This window comes from Roseobacter litoralis Och 149 (assembly GCF_000154785.2).
Lineage (GTDB): Bacteria > Pseudomonadota > Alphaproteobacteria > Rhodobacterales > Rhodobacteraceae > Roseobacter > Roseobacter litoralis.
On sequence record NC_015741.1, the window covers coordinates 24,864 to 44,501 of the forward strand.

At 57.5% G+C, this 19,638-nt stretch carries 21 protein-coding genes; 10 read left to right on the forward strand and 11 right to left on the reverse strand.

What is annotated here, in order from left to right:
- The first annotated feature begins 6 nt into the window (after positions 1-6).
- Positions 7-1,944: a 1-deoxy-D-xylulose-5-phosphate synthase gene (dxs, locus tag RLO149_RS21755; protein WP_013984579.1), complete on the forward strand. Its 1,938-nt coding sequence runs from the start codon at positions 7-9 to the stop codon at positions 1,942-1,944.
- Here the strand turns inward: dxs and RLO149_RS21760 are convergent.
- From RLO149_RS21760 to RLO149_RS21775, 4 genes are read right to left on the reverse strand one after another with little or no spacing between them, the layout of a single operon-like run.
- Entirely contained in the window at positions 1,941-2,945 is a 1,005-nt protein-coding gene (locus RLO149_RS21760; protein WP_044025788.1) for a P1 family peptidase, read from the reverse strand. The genes dxs and RLO149_RS21760 overlap by 4 nt on opposite strands.
- A 1-nt stretch (position 2,946) precedes the next feature.
- Complete coding sequence (locus tag RLO149_RS21765) at positions 2,947-3,297, reverse strand: cupin domain-containing protein (RefSeq protein WP_013984581.1); 351 nt, start codon at positions 3,295-3,297, stop codon at positions 2,947-2,949.
- Entirely contained in the window at positions 3,294-4,040 is a 747-nt protein-coding gene (locus RLO149_RS21770) for an SDR family oxidoreductase (RefSeq protein WP_013984582.1), read from the reverse strand. The genes RLO149_RS21765 and RLO149_RS21770 overlap by 4 nt, the downstream gene beginning before the upstream one ends.
- Positions 4,041-4,055: 15 nt before the next feature.
- The gene (locus tag RLO149_RS21775) at positions 4,056-4,556 is read right to left on the reverse strand and encodes a GNAT family N-acetyltransferase (protein WP_013984583.1); all 501 of its coding nucleotides are present in this window, start codon (positions 4,554-4,556) and stop codon (positions 4,056-4,058) included.
- A 281-nt stretch (positions 4,557-4,837) separates the two neighbouring features.
- On the opposite strand from RLO149_RS21775, the gene RLO149_RS21780 reads away from it, so the two are divergent.
- The gene (locus tag RLO149_RS21780) at positions 4,838-5,968 is read left to right on the forward strand and encodes an acetoin utilization protein AcuC (protein WP_013984584.1); all 1,131 of its coding nucleotides are present in this window, start codon (positions 4,838-4,840) and stop codon (positions 5,966-5,968) included.
- A 97-nt stretch (positions 5,969-6,065) separates the two neighbouring features.
- Here the strand turns inward: RLO149_RS21780 and RLO149_RS21785 are convergent, their stop codons facing one another.
- Together RLO149_RS21785 and RLO149_RS21790 are read right to left on the reverse strand one after the other, a co-directional pair.
- A complete protein-coding gene (locus tag RLO149_RS21785; RefSeq protein ID WP_044025789.1) occupies positions 6,066-6,275 on the reverse strand; it encodes a hypothetical protein in 210 nt (69 codons plus the stop codon).
- 205 nt (positions 6,276-6,480) lie between these two features.
- On the reverse strand, positions 6,481-7,242 hold the full coding sequence (locus tag RLO149_RS21790) for a YfaZ family outer membrane protein (protein WP_013984585.1): 762 nt from the start codon (positions 7,240-7,242) through the stop codon (positions 6,481-6,483).
- Between the two features lie 280 nt (positions 7,243-7,522).
- Between RLO149_RS21790 and panB the strand changes: the two genes are divergently transcribed.
- Together panB and panC are read left to right on the forward strand one after the other, a co-directional pair.
- Complete coding sequence (gene panB, locus RLO149_RS21795; protein ID WP_013984586.1) at positions 7,523-8,362, forward strand: 3-methyl-2-oxobutanoate hydroxymethyltransferase; 840 nt, start codon at positions 7,523-7,525, stop codon at positions 8,360-8,362.
- The gene (gene panC / locus RLO149_RS21800; protein WP_013984587.1) at positions 8,359-9,213 is read left to right on the forward strand and encodes a pantoate--beta-alanine ligase; all 855 of its coding nucleotides are present in this window, start codon (positions 8,359-8,361) and stop codon (positions 9,211-9,213) included. Before panB ends, panC begins: the two co-directional genes overlap by 4 nt.
- Positions 9,214-9,305: 92 nt before the next feature.
- On the opposite strand, the gene RLO149_RS21805 is transcribed toward panC, so the two are convergent.
- Positions 9,306-10,586, reverse strand: a complete 1,281-nt coding sequence (locus RLO149_RS21805; protein ID WP_013984588.1) for an acetylornithine deacetylase/succinyl-diaminopimelate desuccinylase family protein — start codon at positions 10,584-10,586, stop codon at positions 9,306-9,308.
- Between the two features lie 37 nt (positions 10,587-10,623).
- Entirely contained in the window at positions 10,624-11,883 is a 1,260-nt protein-coding gene (locus RLO149_RS21810; protein WP_013984589.1) for an aminotransferase class V-fold PLP-dependent enzyme, read from the reverse strand.
- 334 nt (positions 11,884-12,217) lie between these two features.
- On the opposite strand from RLO149_RS21810, the gene RLO149_RS21815 reads away from it, so the two are divergent.
- Positions 12,218-13,126, forward strand: coding sequence for a YihY/virulence factor BrkB family protein (locus tag RLO149_RS21815; protein WP_013984590.1), 909 nt, complete (start codon positions 12,218-12,220; stop codon positions 13,124-13,126).
- A gap of 10 nt (positions 13,127-13,136) precedes the next feature.
- Here the strand turns inward: RLO149_RS21815 and RLO149_RS21820 are convergent, their stop codons facing one another.
- A complete protein-coding gene (locus RLO149_RS21820; RefSeq protein WP_013984591.1) occupies positions 13,137-13,946 on the reverse strand; it encodes a response regulator in 810 nt (269 codons plus the stop codon).
- A gap of 106 nt (positions 13,947-14,052) precedes the next feature.
- Here RLO149_RS21820 and RLO149_RS23890 point away from each other — a divergent pair, with 106 nt between their 5' ends.
- From RLO149_RS23890 to RLO149_RS24390, 4 genes are read left to right on the forward strand one after another with little or no spacing between them, the layout of a single operon-like run.
- On the forward strand, positions 14,053-14,211 hold the full coding sequence (locus tag RLO149_RS23890; protein WP_245538194.1) for a NepR family anti-sigma factor: 159 nt from the start codon (positions 14,053-14,055) through the stop codon (positions 14,209-14,211).
- A complete protein-coding gene (locus RLO149_RS21825; RefSeq protein WP_013984593.1) occupies positions 14,208-14,765 on the forward strand; it encodes an RNA polymerase sigma factor in 558 nt (185 codons plus the stop codon). The genes RLO149_RS23890 and RLO149_RS21825 overlap by 4 nt, the downstream gene beginning before the upstream one ends.
- Position 14,766: 1 nt before the next feature.
- Positions 14,767-16,491, forward strand: a complete 1,725-nt coding sequence (locus RLO149_RS21830; protein ID WP_013984594.1) for a sensor histidine kinase — start codon at positions 14,767-14,769, stop codon at positions 16,489-16,491.
- Positions 16,492-16,545: 54 nt separating this feature from the next.
- Entirely contained in the window at positions 16,546-16,671 is a 126-nt protein-coding gene (locus RLO149_RS24390) for a hypothetical protein (protein WP_259650614.1), read from the forward strand.
- 6 nt (positions 16,672-16,677) lie between these two features.
- Here RLO149_RS24390 and RLO149_RS21835 read toward each other — a convergent pair whose 3' ends face one another.
- The gene (locus tag RLO149_RS21835; RefSeq protein WP_013984595.1) at positions 16,678-18,303 is read right to left on the reverse strand and encodes an FMN-binding glutamate synthase family protein; all 1,626 of its coding nucleotides are present in this window, start codon (positions 18,301-18,303) and stop codon (positions 16,678-16,680) included.
- Positions 18,304-18,468: 165 nt separating this feature from the next.
- Between RLO149_RS21835 and RLO149_RS24000 the strand changes: the two genes are divergently transcribed.
- A complete protein-coding gene (locus RLO149_RS24000) occupies positions 18,469-18,660 on the forward strand; it encodes a hypothetical protein (RefSeq protein ID WP_044025790.1) in 192 nt (63 codons plus the stop codon).
- On the opposite strand, the gene RLO149_RS21845 is transcribed toward RLO149_RS24000, so the two are convergent.
- Entirely contained in the window at positions 18,657-19,409 is a 753-nt protein-coding gene (locus tag RLO149_RS21845) for an MBL fold metallo-hydrolase (protein ID WP_044025791.1), read from the reverse strand. The two genes, RLO149_RS24000 and RLO149_RS21845, sit on opposite strands and share 4 nt — an antisense overlap.
- Positions 19,410-19,638: the final 229 nt, after the last annotated feature.

A 19,638-nucleotide genomic window follows, 5' to 3' on the forward strand; every position in this document is an offset into this window, starting at 1 on the left:
TGCGCTATGACCGATACAAAAACCCCAACATTAGACCGTGTCGCGGGACCTGCCGATTTACGCAGCATGAGCGATCTCGAACTGCGCACTGTGGCTGATGAGCTGCGCGCCGAAGTTGTCGAGGCGGTCAGTCAGACCGGTGGGCATCTTGGTTCAAGCCTCGGGGTTGTGGAACTCAGCGTTGCGATCCACGCGGTGTTCGACACGCCGCGCGACAAACTGGTGTGGGATGTGGGGCATCAGTGCTACCCGCATAAAATCCTGACGGGTCGGCGCAAGCAGATGCCCACCCTGCGGCAGGGCGGGGGGATCAGCGGTTTCACCAAACGGTCGGAATCTGAGTATGACCCATTCGGTGCGGCGCATTCCAGCACATCAATTTCCGCCGCACTGGGGTTTACCGTCAGCCGCGATATGGGTCAGCCGACAGGGGATGCGGTCGCGGTCATCGGTGACGGATCGATCAGCGCGGGCATGGCCTATGAGGCGCTGAACAATGCAGGCCACGAGGGCCGACGCATGTTCGTGATCCTGAATGACAACGAAATGAGCATCGCGCCGCCTGTTGGCGCGATGTCGTCCTATTTATCCAGCCTTTCCGAGCTGTCGCGCGTGGGCCCCTTTGGTGGCCTTGTCGCCATCGCGGAAGGCATGGAGCAGCTGGCACCAAAACCCGTGCGTGATGGCGCCCGGCGCGCCCGTGAGCTGGTGACGGGGCTTGAGAGCCGCGGTACGTTTTTTGAGGAACTCGGCTTTGATTACATCGGGCCGATTGATGGCCATGATATGGAGCAGTTGCTGAGTGTCCTGCGCGGGGCCAAGGCACGCGCGACCGGACCGGTTCTGATCCATTGCTGCACCGTCAAGGGCAAGGGCTATGCGCCCGCCGAAGGGTCGGCAGACAAATATCACGGCGTCAGTAAATTCAATGTGGGCACCGGCGTTCAGGCCAAGGCCAAAGCAAACGCGCCCTCTTACACGGCGGTGTTCGGGGATGCGCTCACATCACTGGCCGAAGAAGACCCTTCCGTCGTGGCGGTCACGGCGGCGATGCCCTCGGGCACAGGGGTTGACCGGATGGCCAAACGGTTCCCGAACCGGGTGTTCGACGTCGGTATTGCCGAACAGCATGGCGTGACATTTGCCGCTGCGATGGCGGCAACGGGGCTGAAACCGTTTTGCGCGATTTACTCGACCTTTTTGCAGCGTGGCTACGATCAGATCGTGCATGATGTGGCACTGCAGGGTCTGCCGGTGCGCTTTGCCATAGACCGGGCGGGTCTTGTGGGCGCTGATGGGGCAACCCATGCGGGGTCTTTCGACATCGGGTATCTTGGTGCCTTGCCGGGGATGGTGGTGATGGCCGCCGCAGATGAAGCAGAGCTTGTGCATATGGTCGCCACGGCGGGCGCGCATAACGATGGCCCGATTGCCTTTCGCTATCCGCGCGGCAATGGGACCGGCGTGCCGCTGCCCGAAATGGGCCGTGTTCTTGAAATCGGTAAGGGGCGCATGATCCGCGAAGGGGATGGCGAAGTTGCGATCCTGTCGCTGGGCACTCTGCTGTCGGATTGCGAGGCGGCGGCCCGCATGCTTGAGGCCGAAGGGATCAATGCCACCATCGCGGATGCCCGTTTTGCCAAGCCGCTGGATATGGAGTTGATCGCGAACCTTGTTCAAAACCACAAGGCGCTCATCACTGTCGAACAGGGTGCCATGGGTGGCTTTGGCGCAATGGTGTTGCAATCCATGGCCGCCGAAGGACTGCTGGATCTGGGCTGCAAATTGCGCACCATTTGTCTGCCGGACCGCTTCATTGATCAGGCGTCGCCAACGGAGATGTATCGCGAAGCGGGCCTTGATACGCTTGGCATTGTTGAACAGGTCACCCGCGTTTTGGGCCGGGACCTCAAGGTTGTGAACCTCAACGCAAACCGCACTTAAGGCGCAGACAAATCCTGCCAGCTTGGTAGCAGATCACCCGGCTTTGGCGTCGCGGCGTACACAGCGCGGGCAATCGCGCGGGCCAGACAAAGCGCTGCGCCATGGCCGATCAGGCTCAGATCCGGCAATGGATTTTTCAAGGGCTTTGCACCCATAGCCGCCGCGAAAACCAGATCACCATCCATGGGCGTATGGCTGGGCACAACTGCGCGCGCCATCCCATCATGCGCGGCAATCGCCATGCGCTGACATTGCGCTTTATCAAGGGCCGCATCGGTCGCGACAATCGCGATTGTGGTATTCGCACCCTCGCCGGTGCCATGCATCGTTTTGGTCTGGAATGGTAGGCCGTGCCCCTTGGTGGGGTCTGGGCCCAGCCCTGCGAACTCGTCACCCATTTCATAAGGCGCAGCAAAGAAATGGCGACTGCCGGGTGTCGTAACAGCACCAAATGGGTTCGCCGCGACCAGTGCCCCGACTGTTATGCCATTGTCCATCACGAGGGATGCGGAGCCAAGACCCCCTTTCAGGGTGGCCGTTGTTGCGCCGGTCCCGGCACCGGTCGTTCCGATCTCAAACAGGGCGCTTGCGGTTTCTAGCGCACGGCGGCCCAAAGCGGAGTAGGGGTTAGTGTCCCAGTCTTTCGCCCCGCCATTCGTCAGATCAAAGAGGATCGCACCCGGAACGATCGGCACGATGGCGGACCCCAGCACAAAGCCGCGCCCCATCGCGCGCAAACCCTCAACAACGCCGCTGCACGCCTCAAGCCCAAAAGCGGAGCCTCCGGAAAGGACCAGCGCATCGACCGATGCGACAGATTTATCCGGGGCCAGCAGGTCGGTTTCGCGGGTGCCGGGCGCGCCGCCCATCACATGAACAGATGCGGTAAACGGCGCGTCAGCCGTCAGGACGGTCGTTCCTGATTTCAACCTGTCGTCCTGCGCATTGCCGACCCGCAGGCCAGCAACATCCGTAATCAGGTTGCGGGGGCCGGGCCGCATGTCAGATGTGCGGCTTGGCGGCAGCGGTGGCAGGATCGCCGGTATTTGGCTCGCCCTTGGGTTCGATCAGCAGCACGTGACACTCTGCTTCGGCACGGGGGCGATGCATCACGCCTTTGGGCACAACGAAAAGCTCGCCCGCTTTGACCACATGGGAAGCGCCCTCAAGGTCCATGGTCATCTCGCCCTGCAACACCAGAAAGAAATCATCCGTGTCTTCATGCAGATGAAAAGGAAATTCACCCTGAAACCGAACGACCATGACATCGTTGTCGTTGTACTGCGTGACCACATGCGGGTCCCAATGAGAGGTGAACTGTCCCAGTTTCTCGGCCAGATTGATGGGCTTCATATGCAGCGACCTCCGTCGACTTCCATTGCAACACCAGTGATCATGGACGCCTCGTCCGAGCACAGATAACAGGCCGCATTGCCCATATCCTCCGGTGACGAAAAACGTCCCAAGGGGATCGTGGACAGAAACTTGGCGCGCATCTCTGGCGTGTCTTCGCCCAGAAAGGTTTTCAGCAACGGCGTTTCTCCGGCAACCGGGTTCAGCGCGTTGACGCGTATGCCGTTGGGCGCAAGTTCGACCGCCATGGTTTTGGTCGCGGTGATCATCCAGCCTTTAGAGGCATTGTACCAGTTCAGGTTTGGTCGGGGCGACACGCCAGCGGTGGACGCTACATTCAGGATAACCCCACGACCGCGCGCTTTCATATGTGGCACGAAGGCTTTCGCGGTCAGATAGACAGCCTTTACGTTGACGGCCAAAACCCTGTCGAAATCGCTTTCGCTCACGTCTTCCATCGGGGCGGGCAAATGGGTGACGCCCGCATTGTTGATCAGGATATCAACATCACCCCAGACCGCGCGCGCAGCCTCGGCCATGGTATCGACCGAAGCGCCATCAGACACATCGACCTGTTGCGCCACTGCGTTCTCGCCCAGTTCAACGGCCATTTCGGCGGCGGCGTCGCCATTGATATCGGCGATTATGACGCGGCAGCCCTCTGCGATGAATTTACGTGCAATACCCGCGCCAAAACCCGAAGCGCCCCCGGTAATAATGGCGGTTTTTCCAGACAGTCGCATGAAATACTCCTCCAGTTACAACTGGTATTTCAGCACGATCCTGTCATGTCCATCGCTTTGTGGTGTCGCGGGGGCATCCCGGTGATGGGTAAACCCTTCGCGATGCCAGAACTTGAGCGCGCGGGGATTTGCCGCCAAAACCGCGAGTTTGAGCAGAGCGATACGCCGTTCACGCGCTCTTTTATTGATGTCTGACAAAACTTTACGCCCAACACCTTGGCCGCGAAACGCCGGATCAAGCAGCAACAGCCCGATCCACCAGTCATCGGGGAATTCATATCCCTCGGCGATGCAGATTATGCCCACCATCGCAGGACCTTCCATGATCCCGAAATGCATGAGGCAGTCCGGTTCCAAGTCTGGTGGCACGGCGGTAAAAAAATCAAGGATATACGCGTCATCAGGGGCATGCCCTACCTCAAGCGTGGCGTAGTCCGCAGCCCGCATGGCAAGGTCCAGCGCATCCTCGCTGTGCTGTGCCTGATTGATAGGTTTCAGGATGATTTCATCCCGCATGGGTCCCGCCTTTCGTGGCTGCCATTTCAGATTGGCGTGACGCAGCATCGATGCTTGTTTTCGCTTATTAACGTTTCAGAATGGTAAACACCCTTTCACCCCGCTCTGGGCTGTGTCGTTTTGATATAAAGGCCAAATGCGAAATCGTAGTCTGATATAGTGTCATGATCGTATCAAAGGGCGGCTGTTTCAGCATGTTTGACAGGATACTGCCAAGGCTTTCCGTGTTGCGTATTGTTTCCCGGGCTTGCAGAGCCCGTGCTGCGTGTTAGCTCAGACGGATGACTGCGCCGCGCCTGATAGGAGCCGAGATCTTTCGACACTCGAGCTATGGACGCTGGCATCCTTTGCGGGTGCCGCGTGTGTCGACGGTTATGGACTTGTCGCGTGCGATGGGCTGGCTGCCGCCCGAACAATTCATCACCGCGCCAAGGGCCAAGCCCAAAGCGCTGCTGGCATGGCACACGGCGGAATATATTGCCGCCTTGCAGCGGGTAGAGGAGACGCAGGAACCGACACCGCAGGATACGCAGCGCCATGACATCGGCACGGTCACCAATCCCGTTTACCCCGAAATTTTTCGACGGCCCGCGACGGCGGCCGGGGGCTCCCTGCTGGCGGGCGAATTGCTGCGCGACGGGGGCATCATCTATAACCCGCCCGGGGGGACGCATCACGGGATGCCGGATCGGGCGAACGGGTTTTGCTATCTCAACGATCCGGTGCTTGCCATGCTGAGCCTCAGGCGCAATGGCGTGCAGCGCATTGCCTATGTGGATATTGACGCGCACCATTGTGACGGCGTCGCGGCTGGTTTTCATGGCGATCCACAGTGTCTGATGATTTCGGTGCACGAAGAACGGCTTTGGCCCAGAACCGGGTTGTTGGATGACACAGCAGGGGGGGCTGGCCTGAACCTGCCGGTGCCGCGTGGCCTGAACGATACGGAAATGGCCTATATCCGCGACAGGTTGATCATTCCGCAGGTTGAGGCGTTCAGGCCTAATGCGGTGGTGCTGCTGTGTGGTGCGGATGGCGTGGAAGAAGACCCGCTTGCGCATCTGAGCCTCAGCAACAATGCGCATTGGGCCATAACCAAAGCCTTGATAGGGATCGCGCCGCGCATGCTTGTGCTGGGAGGCGGTGGATATAACCCGTGGTCGGTCGGGCGGCTTTGGACCGGGGTTTGGGCGACGCTCAACGGGCATGACATTCCGGATCACCTGCCGAACGAGGCGGAAGCCGTACTGCGCGCTTTGCGTTTTGACGGGAACCGTCGCGGTAAAAACCCGCCACAGCACTGGTTCACGACGTTACGGGATGAACCCCGTCCCGGGCCGCTCAGGTCTGAAATAACGGATCGGGTTGCAGAGCTGTCACGCCGCGCCGCGTCTCTGCGCCTGGATGTCTGATGATGGGACCGACGGATGCTATTCGCGGGCCGACTTCGCACTATCGACAGGTCGGATTAGCGGACTACAGCAGCCATTCGCACCTGTTTGGATTGGGTCAGACCGGCATGTTGTCGAACATGTCGTCCAAGGCTTCGTCTTTCAGCGTGTTGTTGATCCGGCGCAAACGGCCGCTCACGGGGGCACCACGCATTGCAAGGGTGCTCAGCACGCGGTCGATCTGGGGCTGTAACATCATACGTTCAGCGTGAGTTGCCTTTTCAGCCCGATCTGCAAGTTTAGAAGCCTGGATTTCAAGATCAGTCATCGGTCTCTCCCATTGCACACTATCAAATCCGTCTCAGTGCCTGGATTGATCGCAAAGCGACTCACTAAGACCTTAGTCGTAAGTATACCATAGAGGACAACGGTATTCACGCTATAGTTGAGGAAATAACAGGCACGTTTGCCAAAATGGTCAGATTTTGACCAATCAATCGATGCGTTATGTTTAGTTTAGCGGTGGGCTCGCGTCAGAAGTCGAAGCTGACGGCAATAAAGGGGCCTTCCATTGTCGCATCGATCAAAACCTGATCGTCGTCAAAATCCAATGACAGATACCGATATCCGGCAGAAAAGCTGGTGCGCTCTGTCCACGGCCAGTTGACTTGTGCGATCGCCTCAACCTGACGGTCAGATCCGAAGTTGCTGCCGCCAATATTGGCCAGCCCGTGGAAACTGAAGCTTTGTCCCAATGGTGTTTCCACGCGTACACCAATCATCGGATCAACGAATGTGCTCGTTTTTGAGGCTTTCAGATTGGACACTTCGGTCGATGTCTCCAGATCCCAAGCCCTGATGCCACCGATGGCTTCAATGCGTGTGTCGGACTCGTCGTAAAAGGCATAGCCCGCTGCCAAAGATACCATTGTACCTTTCATGCGCCATTCGGCACGGGGGTCTGTCGGCGCAATGCCAAAATCGTCAGAAAGGTTTAGGTAATTGAATTCGCCCAGAAACGACCAGCGCCCTCTGCGCGCCTGACCCTGCAACAACAGCGCCCCATCCAGAACGTCGAGCATGGATACATCGCCGCTGACCGGCGGATTGGGCCCGACATCAAGATTCAGATCAAGCGCGGGTGCCCAGATGTAAGGAGTGATCGTGTAGTCCCAGTCATCGGATAGTCCGGGGGTTGCGAGCACGATCGCGAAAGGTATGCCGAGTATCGTGGCGCGAAAGAGATCTTTCGTGCGACGGCGCTTGTTCTTGAACGAATTTGGCCACTCCATCATTGGAATCAGGCCCTCTCACTTGTGTTCTTTGAAAAACGATAAACGAACCGGATGCAAAATAAAGGCTTTAACATAGCAAATTGAAAACACTTTGTCATCTTGGCGCGTTGCCGAGGCCTGCACGGCACGCCCTTCAGTCGCAGTGAGACTGGTGTTTTCCGTCGTATCAGGCCATATGCCAGCGCAAATATGCCTCACCCGGCGATCTGTCGGCTGTTGAACGTGGATTTATGTCAAAACCCTTGGTATTGGAACGGAACATGCAATCGGAGATGCGCGGATGAGTGCGACCGCCAGACAGACAGCCCCCATGCCTGTGGACATAAAGTCCCGCAAAGGCGGCGAACCTATCGTGAGTTTGACGGCTTACACCACCCCGATGGCGCAGATGATGGATGCGCATTGCGACATCGTTCTGGTCGGGGACAGCGTGGGAATGGTGTTGCATGGGCTGCCGTCGACGTTGGAAGTGACGATGGAGATGATGATCCTCCACGGTCGCGCCGTGTCCCGTGGGTTGAGCCGCGCGATGATGGTGATCGACATGCCATTCGGCAGCTATGAACAAAGCTCTGAGCAAGCCTTTGAAAATGCGGCGCAGCTGATGCGGGAAACCGGGGCCGGCGCGGTCAAGCTGGAAGGCGGGCAGCACATGGCGCAGACCATTGAATTTCTGGTGCAACGTGGCATTCCCGTGATGGCGCATATCGGGCTGACCCCGCAGTCCATCAACACCTTGGGGGGCTACAAGGTGCAGGGACGCGGCCCGCAGGCCGATGTGCTGATGCAGGATGCCAAGGCCGTCGCAGCGGCGGGTGCTTTTTCGGTTGTGTTGGAAAAAACACCGCAGGGCTTGTCAGATGAGATCACGGCAAGCATCGACATTCCAACGATTGGGATTGGAGCATCAGCGGGATGCGACGGGCAAATTCTGGTGGTGGATGACATGCTGGGCCTTTTCACCGCCTTCAAGGCGAAATTCGTCAAACGTTATGCTGACCTTGGCGATCTGGGCGAGGCAGCGATTGCCGCCTATGCCGCCGACGTGCGGGCACGCAGGTTCCCGGGACCCGAACATGTCTTTGCGGACGCAGCGCCCAAGGTTAAAGCGGCACAATGACGGTCCCCATATTACGAACTTTGAGCGCGTTGCGCAGTGCGACGCGAGAGTGGCATGCGGCAGGCGAGACGATTGGCGTCGTGCCGACGATGGGTGCCTTGCATGACGGACACCTCAGTCTCGTGGCTGCGGCCAAGGCAAGCTGCGATCGGGTGATCGTGACGATCTTTGTGAACCCCAAACAGTTCAACAAGGCCTCTGATCTTGCGAGCTACCCGCGCACCGAAGAAGATGATGCCCGCAAGCTGGCCCGATTTGATGTGGATGCGGTCTATGCGCCTGATGTCAGTCAGATTTACCCGGAGGGATTTTGCACGAACGTCTCTGTGGCGGGCATGACGGATGTGCTGTGCGGGGCGCACCGGCCCGGCCATTTTGATGGTGTTGCGACCGTCGTGACCAAGCTCTTTACCCAGACGTCAGCAGACAAGGCATTCTTTGGCGAAAAGGATTTTCAGCAGTTGATGGTTGTGCAGCGCATGGCGCGTGATCTGGATATTCCGATTGAAGTTGTTGGCTGCCCGACCATCCGCGAAGAAGATGGCCTAGCGATGTCCTCGCGCAATCTGTTGTTGTCGGACCGCGCGCGCACCATGGCGCCCCGGATGAATGAGATCATGCAGGAGGCTGCCACTGCCTTGTCACAGGGTGTGCCCTTTGATGCGTTGCAGGCCACGGCGCTCAGTCGGTTGACCGGCGCGGGGTTCATCGACGTGGATTATTTCGAACTGCGCTCCTGTGCGACGCTATCGCTTCTTGATCACGCATCCGAACCTGCGCGCCTGTTTGCTGCGGCATGGCTCGCAGGGGTGCGGCTGATCGACAATATCGACGTGCCGGTGGCGCGCTAAAGCGTCATGCGAAAAACCTGAATCACGTTACGCTGCCTGAAATCATAGATTTCAACGTGTTAAGTAATGTTTCAGGTATTTCGTCAGACGCGCTAGCCCTTGCCCGTCAACAGCGTGACCAGCGATTGCGCCATCACCTGCGCGCTGTCGATCATGTCATCGACGCCGACATATTCATCCGGCTTATGCGCAAGCTCAAGAATCCCCGGCCCATAGGCGATGCAGTTTTTCAGCTTGCCGATCCGGTCGATGTGTTTCTGATCATAGGTGCCGGGGGAGGCCACGTAGTCCGGGGCCTTGCCGATCACCTCTTCAATCGCCTGTGCCACGACGCGAACAATCGGCGCGTCCCGGTCGGTCATCGAGGGCAGCACAGAATTGATTTCCGTCAGCGTATACTCAAAATCCGTGCGCGTTTGTTTCAGGTTTTCAAGCAGGCCGGTGACTTCGGCACGGACCTGATCCAGCGGCTCTTCCAACAGGAAACGGCGGTCAATCACGATACGGCAACTGTCCGGTACGCAATGCGCGGGCAGCCCGTCAAAATCGGCATCCTGCTCGGCTTGCCCGCCATGGATCGAATTGATGTTCATCGTGGATTGCCGTGCGCCATCGGGCACAACGGGCATATCGGTCCGACGTAGGGCCATGGCGGGGAACAGCTTGTCTTCGAATTCAGACAGCACTGCACCCATATGGCGCACGGCACAATCGCCCAGGAAAGGCATGGAGCCATGCGCAATTTCACCATGGGTTTCGATCTCTGCCCACCAGCCGCCCCGGTGCCCAAGGCAGATGCGGTCCTTGTTCAAAGGTTCCGGGATGATCACATGCTGCACACGCTGCGGGTCGAAATACCCCCGCTCTGCAAGATAGGCGACACCGCCATATCCACCTGATTCCTCATCCGCCGTGCCTGAAATTTCGATGGCACCGGCGTAATCGGGGTAGGTGTCGATGAAGGCTTCAACCGCGATGATCGACGCAGCAAGCCCGCCCTTCATATCACAAGCGCCACGGCCATATATCCGACCATCCTGCAGCGTGCCGGCAAAGGGGTCATGGGTCCAACCCTGCCCCACCTCGACCACATCGATATGGCTGTTGAAATGCACGCACTCACCCTGCGTGGCCCCTTCGTGCCGGGCTACAACGTTCCACCTTGGGTATGTGTCACTGTCGCCGGGTGTTCCCCTGGCGCGGATCATCTCAATGGCAAAGCCGCGCGCCTCAAGACGGGACGCGATAAACTGGCAGATCGTGTGATACTCACGGCCCGGCGGGTTCAGCGTCGGAATGCCGATCAGCGCCTGTGTGAGGGCGATCAGGTCGTTTCGTCTGTTTTCTATCGTTGCGGCAAGTTCAGTGTGCATGACCTTAGTCTTGGCCGTTGCTGTTGAAATGGCAAGCCTACTTGGCTCCGGCGGCGATATCTTTCATGGCCGCCAGAAAGGCCGAGACCTCGGTGAGGGTGTTGTAATGGCACAGCGAGACGCGCACCGCTGACGTCAACCCAAGGGGGGACAGAATGTTGCCCGAATAGTGATCCGTCTTGCGAATATGCGTGCGGATGCCCTGCGCATTCAGCTTTTCGACGATCTCAACTGCCGGGACGTGATCCAGCGCAAAGCAGACAAGCCCCTCGCGCTTTGGATTGTCCGCCCCGCCAAGGATCGTCACCCCCGGCAGTTCCGCAAGGCCGGGCAGATTGCCGGTACCCTGCAGCATCGCGTGGGTCAAAACCTGTTCATGGGCATGGATCGCGCCGCCTGCCGCCTTGATCCGCTGCTGCCTGTCGTCGCTGTCGGTATGTTGCGTGCCAAGCCATTCGAAATACTGCACCACATCGGAAAACGTCGCATAGGCCCCGGTGTCCCGCGTGCCCATTTCCCAAGAGGCGCGCGGCCCGTCGATCAGTTGTTCAAGCGGCAGGGCGGTCATGCGATCTGACACCCATGCCACGCCATAGCCATGCCGGGAAAACACCTTGTAGGGTGAGACGACATAGCCATCTATGTCATACCCGGCGATATCAATCCGCCCATGGCTGGCGTGCTGAATACCGTCAACGATGATAAAGGCATCCGGGGCCACCGCGCGGATGGCTGAACTGATGCCTGCCACATCATTTGCAATCCCGGTCACGGGAGAGGTGTGCAGGATGGTCGCGACCCTGATATCCGGGGTCATCAGCGCCGCGTAGGCTTGCGGCGTGACAGCCCCCGTCACATCGTCATGCGGCACCGAGATATAGGGTTTGTCCGCCTGTTCCGCCCAATGCCTGGCCGCTGAACGTGAAGCGGGATGCTCAACCGTGGACCCGATGATGGACCCCGCACCGCTGCCCATCGCCGCCGTGCGGATCAGGCGAAAGGTCAGTTCGGTGCCGCTTTCCCCGACAAAGAACTGTCCCCCTTGTGCGTTGAAAAACAGCGCCATATCGGATTTAGCACGGTCGATAATCTTGACCAAAGCATGCGCTGCCGGATTGTCACGCCCCTGATTGTCGGGAATGGCCGCGAATTTCGCCGAAGTCTCAACAGCTGAATTGAGGGTCAGCGCGCCGCCTGCGTTCTCGAAAAAAACGCGCGGGCCCTGAAAGGGGCAGGCATCTACATGAGCAAAGCGGCTGCGAACTTCTTGCATAAGACCGGGGGTGAATTCAGGCATTATACTGTCCTTGTGGAAACTATTTTTGACTGCTTGAGCGGCAAACAGGCCTGCGTCAAGTCGCGTTTACCCAAGCAAAGTGGATTTAACAGAGGGACGTGTGCGCACGAGGATCACACACCCTAAAATTCAAAGGGATGTGGGATGCAACTGCTTAGACACAAAAGACGCAATCCATGGTAGAAATCAGGGCATTTTCCCTTTAGGTTCGCAGGGTAGGGTCGCGCCCTTTATTGCGAGATCGCCCGCAGTACATTTCTGAATTTGCTCAGTTTTATGTGTGCTGGTGCTGCGCCGTTTTTGATTTGTGGCTGCGCTGAGAGGATAAAGAAAAATGATATCACGGATTTCAGTTGGCCTGCTTGGCAAAGCGCTCTTTGCTGCAGTCGGACAAGTCGGACGCAGCAATCTGGCGCTGATCGCGGCTGGGGTTGCGTTTTATTCCATGCTGTCCATTTTCCCGGCGCTTGCGGCCTTGATTGCCGTGCTGAGCCTGATTGCCGACCCCGAAGTGGTCATCGTGCAACTGTCAGAGTTACAGGAGCTTATGCCGGATGATGTCTATGACATTCTGAATGCGCAGATCGTCGGGCTTGTCAGCACAAGTTCGGACACGCTGGGATGGACGGGTATTGTATCGGTACTCGTCGCGCTGTGGTCCGCGCGCGCAGGCGTGGGTGCGATGATGCATGGGTTGAATGTGGTCTATGCCACCGACAGCCGGGGCACATGGCGTCATTACCTGCGCGCTGTCTTGTTGACCATCAGTCTGGTTGCCGTCGGGATCGTCGCGCTATTGGCGCTGGTCATTGCGCCGGTCATTCTTGCGTTTCTTGCGTTGGGTGGGTTCACATCCGTGATCATTGACCTTTTGCGTTGGGGCCTCGGGATTGCGGTGATCTTTGCGGGTATCGGCATGCTCTATCGGTTCGGACCGAACCGGCGGCCTGAAAACACCAGATTTCTGACACCGGGGTCGGTTTTCGCGGCAGTATCCTGGGCGGCGCTTTCCATTGCGTTTTCGTATTACGTCACGCATTTCGGAAATTACAACGAGGTCTATGGATCAATCGGGGCGGTCATTGCGATGCTTGTCTGGCTCTGGATCAGCAGCTTTCTGGTGCTTTTCGGCGCCGCGCTGAACGCCGAAATCGAGGCGCGTACGGAGCCAACCCCGGACGAACCCGTCGCCGAGAATCCTGTCGAAAACCCAGATGCCGCAGAACTTGCACCCACAAGCTGAGCGCACAGGCTCAGGTGGTGAGTGTTTCAGTCGATGAGAAAAACATCGCCTGACTGACGGAGGACACGACCTGATCCTCTGCATAGGGTTTGGAAATCAGGAAGGCGGGTTCGTGTTTTTCACCGGTCAGCAACCGCTCCGGGAAAGCCGTGATAAAGATGACCGGACGCTCGCCCAAGGCTTCAATCAGGTCGTTTACCGCATCAATACCCGACGAATTATCCGCAAGCTGTATGTCAGCCAGAATAAGGTCCGGTGCATCGGCCTTGCCCAATGCGACAGCTTCCGCGCGGGTCGAGGCAATGCCGGTTACACGGTGGCCCATTTCGGACACGATGCTTTCCAGATCCATGGCAATGATCGCTTCATCCTCGATGATCATCACCGAGCCAGAGGCCGCATCTGCCATTTCACGCCGCGCGATGGAGACCAGCGCCTCGGCCTCCATTTGTTCAATTCCGATGATATTTGCAATCTGGTCAAACCCAAACCCCTCAAGCGTGTGCAGCAAGAGCGCTTCGCGGCTGTTATCGGTCAGCTTGGCCATGTGTTTTTGCGCCCGCGCCTTCAAGCCACTTTCGGCATCATCAACAGGCGCGCCGGCACTGGACCAGATGCGATACAATACCCGGAACAGCCCGGTTTTGACGTCACTGCCATCAAGGACCGATCGGTCGGTCAGGATCGTCTCCAGAGCAGCCGCTGCAAACCGGTCACCGCTGGACTGACTTCCGGTCATCGCACGGGCAAAACGGCGCAAATAAGGCAGATAATTCGCCAACTGGCTGCTGATATCTGTGGTGTCTGAAGGATTTGACATAAACCGTGTCCTTTTTTTCGGCGCAACGTGAACCATATAGAGAGTTGTGGTGTTTAGATACTGCCGGCAGCAATAGTTGCAACCGCTTTAGGGAATTTTGATCAGTATGGCTCAGTCAGGTGCGCAGCGGAAACGGGATTCGATCATCGACCAGTCCCTCAAGCAGGCCTATGAGCAGGTCATCGACGAAGGGGTCCCCGACCGTTTTCGTGTCTTGCTGGATGCGCTCAAGGAACAGGAGCAGCAACAGGGTCGTTCCAAATGAACGCTGCCGATCCACGCTCTGCGCTGTTGGATCATTTGCCCGCCATGCGCGGTTTCGCCACCAGCCTGACCCGCGATCCTGTAGCCGCAGATGACGTGGTACAGGACGCCGTGATCAAGGCGTGGACACATTTTCATCAGTTTCAACCCGGGACCAATCTGCGTGCCTGGCTTTTCACGATCCTGCGCAATACGTTTTACTCCTCTCAGCGTAAGTCCGGGCGAGAAGTGGCCGATGTGGATGGCGTACACAGCAGCGCGCTGGCTGAAAAACCTGCGCATGACGGGCGGTTGCAAATGACGGATTTCCACACTGCCTTCGCGCAATTGCCTGATGAGCAACGCGAGGCGCTTTTGCTTGTGGGCGCATCCGGGTTTTCCTATGAAGAGGCAGCCAAGATGTGCGGCGTTGCCGTAGGTACCGTCAAAAGCCGCACAGGTCGCGGACGTCAGCGTCTCGCAGAATTGATGCAACTCAGCGATGAGGACGCGCTTGAAATGACCGATGACGCGACGCTTTCTGTTTTGACGGCGGCCAAAGCCGCAACGTTTTAAAATGACGGGCGGATTTCTGGACGGTGATGTTTTTCGCGGCCTCGCGTTCAGAATTCTTGTGTTTCTGACGCTGGCCCTTTTGCCGTTCGGATTAATTGCCGTTTTCCAAACGCGTGAGATTGCACGACAAGCCAATTCAAATTCCGAGTTATCTCTTCTGGCGCTCACGGATCAGGCTGCCAGTGCAGAACGTTCGATCTTTCAGGAAGCCTTTGGGGCGGCGGAAGCGCTGAGCGCGCTGACGCAATTATACGCAAGCGATGCACGGGCATGTTCGTCTTTTCTAAGTGCTTATCGCCGCGCCGTTGGGCTCTATTCCTTCATCAGCTATTTGCCCCCTGACGGGATCGTGCGCTGTTCATCGGCGGGTGGGTCCTATGATTTCAGTGACGCGCCCGGCTTTGCAAGGGAACTGGAAAACCCCAGACGCCAGATTACCGCCAACCCAAGCGGCGAGATCAGTGCAGAACCTGTGCTGGTTCTGTCGCAACCGTTTTTCACCCGCGCAGGGTTTGCCGGGTTCATTACAATGTCGGTGCCGCTGTCGGTTTTCAGTGCCGGCATGGCGACCCCGCTGGATGGGATGCCGGCGCATCTGGTGACATTCAATGCAGACGGGAAAATTGTGCGTTCCGATCGCACGGATGACGTGACCAAAGTGGACTTGCCTGCGGATAAATCCCTGCAGGCATTGGTCGGGCAGGAGTCCGTTGTGTTTCAGTCTACCAACACCATCGGCGAGGCGCGCATCTATGCGGTTGTGCCCGTGGTCCCGGATGTCGCCTATGCGATGAGCATTTGGCGGCCCGATGAAATGGAGGAAAGCCTGCAACAATCCATCGGGCTTAGTCTGGCATTGCCGGTGATCATGTGGTTGGCCAGTCTGGTGGTGGCATTCTGGTCGTTGAACCGTCTGGCTGTGCGCCACATCAAAAAGCTGGGTCGGCAGATGCGCCACTTTGCTTTTAACCGCCGCGTGCCGCGTACCACCCTGGGGCAGGGCGTACCGCGCGAACTTGCGGAAATACAAAATTCATTCGTGCGGATGGCAGATTCCATTGTGCGTGATGAGGCCGCGCTGGAAGACACGCTGCGCGACAAGAACATCCTGCTGAAAGAGGTCCACCACCGGGTGAAAAACAATCTTCAGCTGATCTCGTCCATCATGAACATGCAGATCCGGCGCGCAGAATCCGACGATGCGCGTCAGGTGCTGAAACGCTTGCAGGAACGTATTCTCAGCCTCGCAACGGTGCACAAGAACCTCTATCAGACGGAAAACCTCGATCGCGTCGATGCCGGTAAATTACTCGAAGAAATCATCGGTGAATTACTGGCGATGGGGCTATCTGCAAGTGCTGGTGTGCGTGTGACGCAGCACTATGCCTCGATTCAAATGGATGCTGATGATGCCGCACCTTTGACCTTGATGGTGTCAGAGGCGTTGACGAATGCGCTCAAGTACCTTGGAGAGCCAGAAAGCGGTGGGCCTGCGCGGCTCGACATTACCTTTGAGATGAGCGCGGAGAACACCGCATGTTTCCGGATCGCAAATTCCACCGCCGGCGCGCAAGGCAGTGCGGGCACCGGTCTGGGCACGCAGCTGATCAGTGCCTTTACCCGGCAACTCAACGGTACGGTTGAGGTAGGGTATCAGCAGCAAGAACATTGGCTTGAGGTCAGGTTCCCTTTGAGAGAGCGTGTAAAAGGCACTTACGATTTCTGAACCAATTCCGGCTAGCGTGATCAGGTGAGCATCAATCCAGCGGAGTTAGGAAACATGACGATCGAGATTTTTGCAATAGGATCCAGCGGTTTGGCACTGGTTGTCGTCATGCTGATGGTTGCGACAAGAGGTGATGTTGCCATCCCCAGCGATGTCAAGAAACACCGCGCCGGGAAATAGGCTGAATTAAAAACCCGGTGCCGCGAAACTTGCAGCATCGGCACGATGCCACCGCGTGCGGTAATCTTCCAGAACCGGGGAGCCTTCTTGATTGTTCTGTAAGAAGCCTTCGGGCAGATAGGCAAAGATATCGCTGGCTTCGGCCATTTTCTTGTCGCCAAGTCTCAGCATCATATGCTGTGGCATGAAACAACCGGGGTGCTCCAATCCGGCGGCGCCTGTCATTTCTCCCAATGCCTTGAGCGTGTTGCGATGATACCGGGCCACGCGTTCTGATTTTGACCCCACATCGAGAGCGCGGGCGCGCAAAGGGTCCTGTGTGGCGACGCCCACGGGGCAGTGGTTTGTATGACACGCCTGTGCCTGAATGCAGCCGATGGCAAACATGAACCCACGGGCCGAATTGCACCAATCCGCCCCAAGCGCGAGTGCCCGCGCCACATCAAAAGCGGAAACGATTTTACCCGCCGCCCCTATCTTGATCTGATCCCGCAGACCCGCCCCGCGCAATGTGTTGTGCACGAACGCGAGGCCCTCAACCATTGGCATTCCGACATGGTTGGAAAACTCTACAGGTGCCGCACCCGTACCACCCTCGGTGCCATCCACGACGATAAAGTCCGGCACGATCCCGGTCTGCAACATGGCTTTGACCATACACATGAACTCACGCCGATGACCGATACAGAGTTTGAAACCGACGGGCTTACCGTTCGACAAGGATCGCAGTTGCCCGATGAATTCCATCATTTCAAGCGGGGTTGAAAACGAAGAGTGTGCAGCAGGGGACACACAATCAATCCCCATCGGGATGCCACGCGCCTCGGCGATCTCTTCGGTGATCTTGGAGGCTGGCAACATGCCGCCATGCCCCGGTTTCGCGCCTTGGCTTAACTTGACCTCGATCATCTTGATCTGATCGAGGCTGGCCGTTTCGCGGAACTTATCGGGATTGAACGTGCCATCTTCATGCCGGCACCCGAAATATCCCGACGCCACCTGAAAAATCAGATCACCGCCACCGATCTTGTGATATTTGCTGACCGACCCTTCACCTGTATCATGCGCAAAACCGCCCATCTTTGCGCCCGTGTTCAGCGCTTCGATGGCATTGCCGGAAAGCGAGCCAAAGCTCATCGCCGAAATATTATAGATGGATGCGCAATAAGGTTGCTGGCACTTTGGCCCGCCGATGGTGACACGAAAATCCGTGTCTGCAATGTGGATCGGGTTGACCGAATGTGTCACCCAGGCATAGCCCGCGTCGTAAACCCGCATGCGGGTACCGAAGGGACGTTTGTCTTCCTGACCCTTTGCGCGCTGATAGACCAATGAACGTGCATCCCGCGAAAACGGTTCCTCATCCTGATCGGATTCGATCAGATACTGGCGGATTTCAGGCCGAATGCCTTCGAACAGAAACCGCATATGCCCCAGAACCGGATAGTTGCGCAAAATCGAGTGGTGCGGTTGGCGCAAATCATGAACGCCCAGCAAAGTCATGGCCGCAAAAACGAGAAACGGAACGATCAACCAGGCGCTCCAGATCATCGCCGCGAGCGCGCATGCAACGGCCAGCGCCGCCACAACAGCCATTGTCGTGAAGCGCAGCATCGGTTCAAGAAAGTGCATCCGTTTTCTCCGTTTTCGGGCATCGTTGTTTGGTCGCGGATCGTATAGCTGTTTTTGATCGTGTTCTATTGTGCGCAGTGAAGCAAGCCGTTGTGTGCCCGAATAAATTCAGCGGCACTACACAACGCTTCAACAATTGCTGATCTGGCGTAGGGAGCCGTGCAAATGGAAAAACTCAGGCAGGAAAGAGACCGGGAGTTGAAAAAGATTGCCGTTGTCACCGGTGCTGCGGGTGGTTGGGGGTACGTGATGCAACCTGCTGAAGTCGCCGCTTGGGTGCACGTTCCGGTATCACCGGCGGGCGATACCTCAGGCGGGAATGTCATCATCCTCAATCGGGGACGAGACGTGCGCTAATCGTACCATTCGGGCGCCTTTCGCAGTTTTGGCCATTGTTCAGGGCAGTGACCGAATATCACCATCGCCTTGTCGTTGTGTGCCTGTGTCATCAACCGGTTTGCATGGTGGCGGGCCAGGTCAGCATCCCATGCACCGGTAAAGTCGCTTTCCAACTCTGACGGCCTGCTGATCGCATCCGAGGTTAAAACTACTGGGCCGGTCTGGGGCAGCTCCAAGGCAAAAGCCAACTGTCCCGGTGCATGACCCGGCACCAAAAGCGCATCAAATCCCGGGCCCAACCGGGTGTCGGATTCCAGTTCGATATACTTAGCCTCGGGCCATTCCATCGTTAGTTTCCCGGACCAATACACCGGACGGGGCAGGGCGCGTTCAGCGGCGGCAATGACAATAGGCACGCCGGGGAAGCCTCCCATAAAACCTACATGGTCGATATGTGTATGACTTTGGATCATCAGGTTAATATCGCTGCGCGCCAACCCAAGCTGGGCGAGCTGCGCCGGGGCAAGGTTCGACTTGCCCAGCGACAGAACCTGACCAAAACCGGCAAGCGCGTCTTCGTCAGTCGCCGCCGCGCTATTCGCGCCGTATTTGGCAGGAAACCCCGAATCAATAAGAATATTTTCACCGGCCGTTGTCTGGATGAGATAGCCGCAAATGCCAATGATGCGGCCATCCTCATGCACCTGAAACAACCCGTAATCAAGGATCGCCAACCGCGCGGGCCGGCCATGAAGGAGGGGTTGCATATATAAACCAAGGCCTCTTTGGTTGCCCATGAACTAGAGCGGATGGGCCCGATGAAAGTCAAGATACACAGGCTGTTTGAATATCTGTTGGAATCGACGCAATCCAAGCCCGAGGCGATTGTCGGTTTTTTGCCTGTCGGCCTCACCCACCTTTGGGGATTTCATTGCTGATATTGATCCATCCCTGTCACTGGATTGGAACAACCGTGACTTTCGCGGCTTGCCAGAG

Excerpts from the sequence above, each read along its gene's own strand:
- RLO149_RS21815 (WP_013984590.1), top strand. The coding sequence starts at position 12,218 with ATGATATCACGGATTTCAGTTGGCCTGCTTGGCAAAGCGCTCTTTGCT.
- panC (WP_013984587.1), top strand. The coding sequence starts at position 8,359 with ATGACGGTCCCCATATTACGAACTTTGAGCGCGTTGCGCAGTGCGACG.
- RLO149_RS21770 (WP_013984582.1), bottom strand. The coding sequence starts at position 4,040 with ATGCGACTGTCTGGAAAAACCGCCATTATTACCGGGGGCGCTTCGGGT.
- RLO149_RS21780 (WP_013984584.1), top strand. The coding sequence starts at position 4,838 with ATGACTGCGCCGCGCCTGATAGGAGCCGAGATCTTTCGACACTCGAGC.
- RLO149_RS21830 (WP_013984594.1), top strand. The coding sequence starts at position 14,767 with ATGACGGGCGGATTTCTGGACGGTGATGTTTTTCGCGGCCTCGCGTTC.
- dxs (WP_013984579.1), top strand. The coding sequence starts at position 7 with ATGACCGATACAAAAACCCCAACATTAGACCGTGTCGCGGGACCTGCC.
- RLO149_RS21845 (WP_044025791.1), bottom strand. The coding sequence starts at position 19,409 with ATGCAACCCCTCCTTCATGGCCGGCCCGCGCGGTTGGCGATCCTTGAT.
- RLO149_RS24390 (WP_259650614.1), top strand. The coding sequence starts at position 16,546 with ATGACGATCGAGATTTTTGCAATAGGATCCAGCGGTTTGGCACTGGTT.
- RLO149_RS21760 (WP_044025788.1), bottom strand. The coding sequence starts at position 2,945 with ATGCGGCCCGGCCCCCGCAACCTGATTACGGATGTTGCTGGCCTGCGG.
- RLO149_RS21820 (WP_013984591.1), bottom strand. The coding sequence starts at position 13,946 with ATGTCAAATCCTTCAGACACCACAGATATCAGCAGCCAGTTGGCGAAT.
- RLO149_RS21835 (WP_013984595.1), bottom strand. The coding sequence starts at position 18,303 with ATGCACTTTCTTGAACCGATGCTGCGCTTCACGACAATGGCTGTTGTG.
- RLO149_RS21790 (WP_013984585.1), bottom strand. The coding sequence starts at position 7,242 with ATGATGGAGTGGCCAAATTCGTTCAAGAACAAGCGCCGTCGCACGAAA.
- RLO149_RS21805 (WP_013984588.1), bottom strand. The coding sequence starts at position 10,586 with ATGCACACTGAACTTGCCGCAACGATAGAAAACAGACGAAACGACCTG.
- RLO149_RS21810 (WP_013984589.1), bottom strand. The coding sequence starts at position 11,883 with ATGCCTGAATTCACCCCCGGTCTTATGCAAGAAGTTCGCAGCCGCTTT.
- RLO149_RS23890 (WP_245538194.1), top strand. The coding sequence starts at position 14,053 with ATGGCTCAGTCAGGTGCGCAGCGGAAACGGGATTCGATCATCGACCAG.
- RLO149_RS24000 (WP_044025790.1), top strand. The coding sequence starts at position 18,469 with ATGGAAAAACTCAGGCAGGAAAGAGACCGGGAGTTGAAAAAGATTGCC.
- RLO149_RS21785 (WP_044025789.1), bottom strand. The coding sequence starts at position 6,275 with ATGACTGATCTTGAAATCCAGGCTTCTAAACTTGCAGATCGGGCTGAA.
- panB (WP_013984586.1), top strand. The coding sequence starts at position 7,523 with ATGAGTGCGACCGCCAGACAGACAGCCCCCATGCCTGTGGACATAAAG.
- RLO149_RS21765 (WP_013984581.1), bottom strand. The coding sequence starts at position 3,297 with ATGAAGCCCATCAATCTGGCCGAGAAACTGGGACAGTTCACCTCTCAT.
- RLO149_RS21825 (WP_013984593.1), top strand. The coding sequence starts at position 14,208 with ATGAACGCTGCCGATCCACGCTCTGCGCTGTTGGATCATTTGCCCGCC.
- RLO149_RS21775 (WP_013984583.1), bottom strand. The coding sequence starts at position 4,556 with ATGCGGGATGAAATCATCCTGAAACCTATCAATCAGGCACAGCACAGC.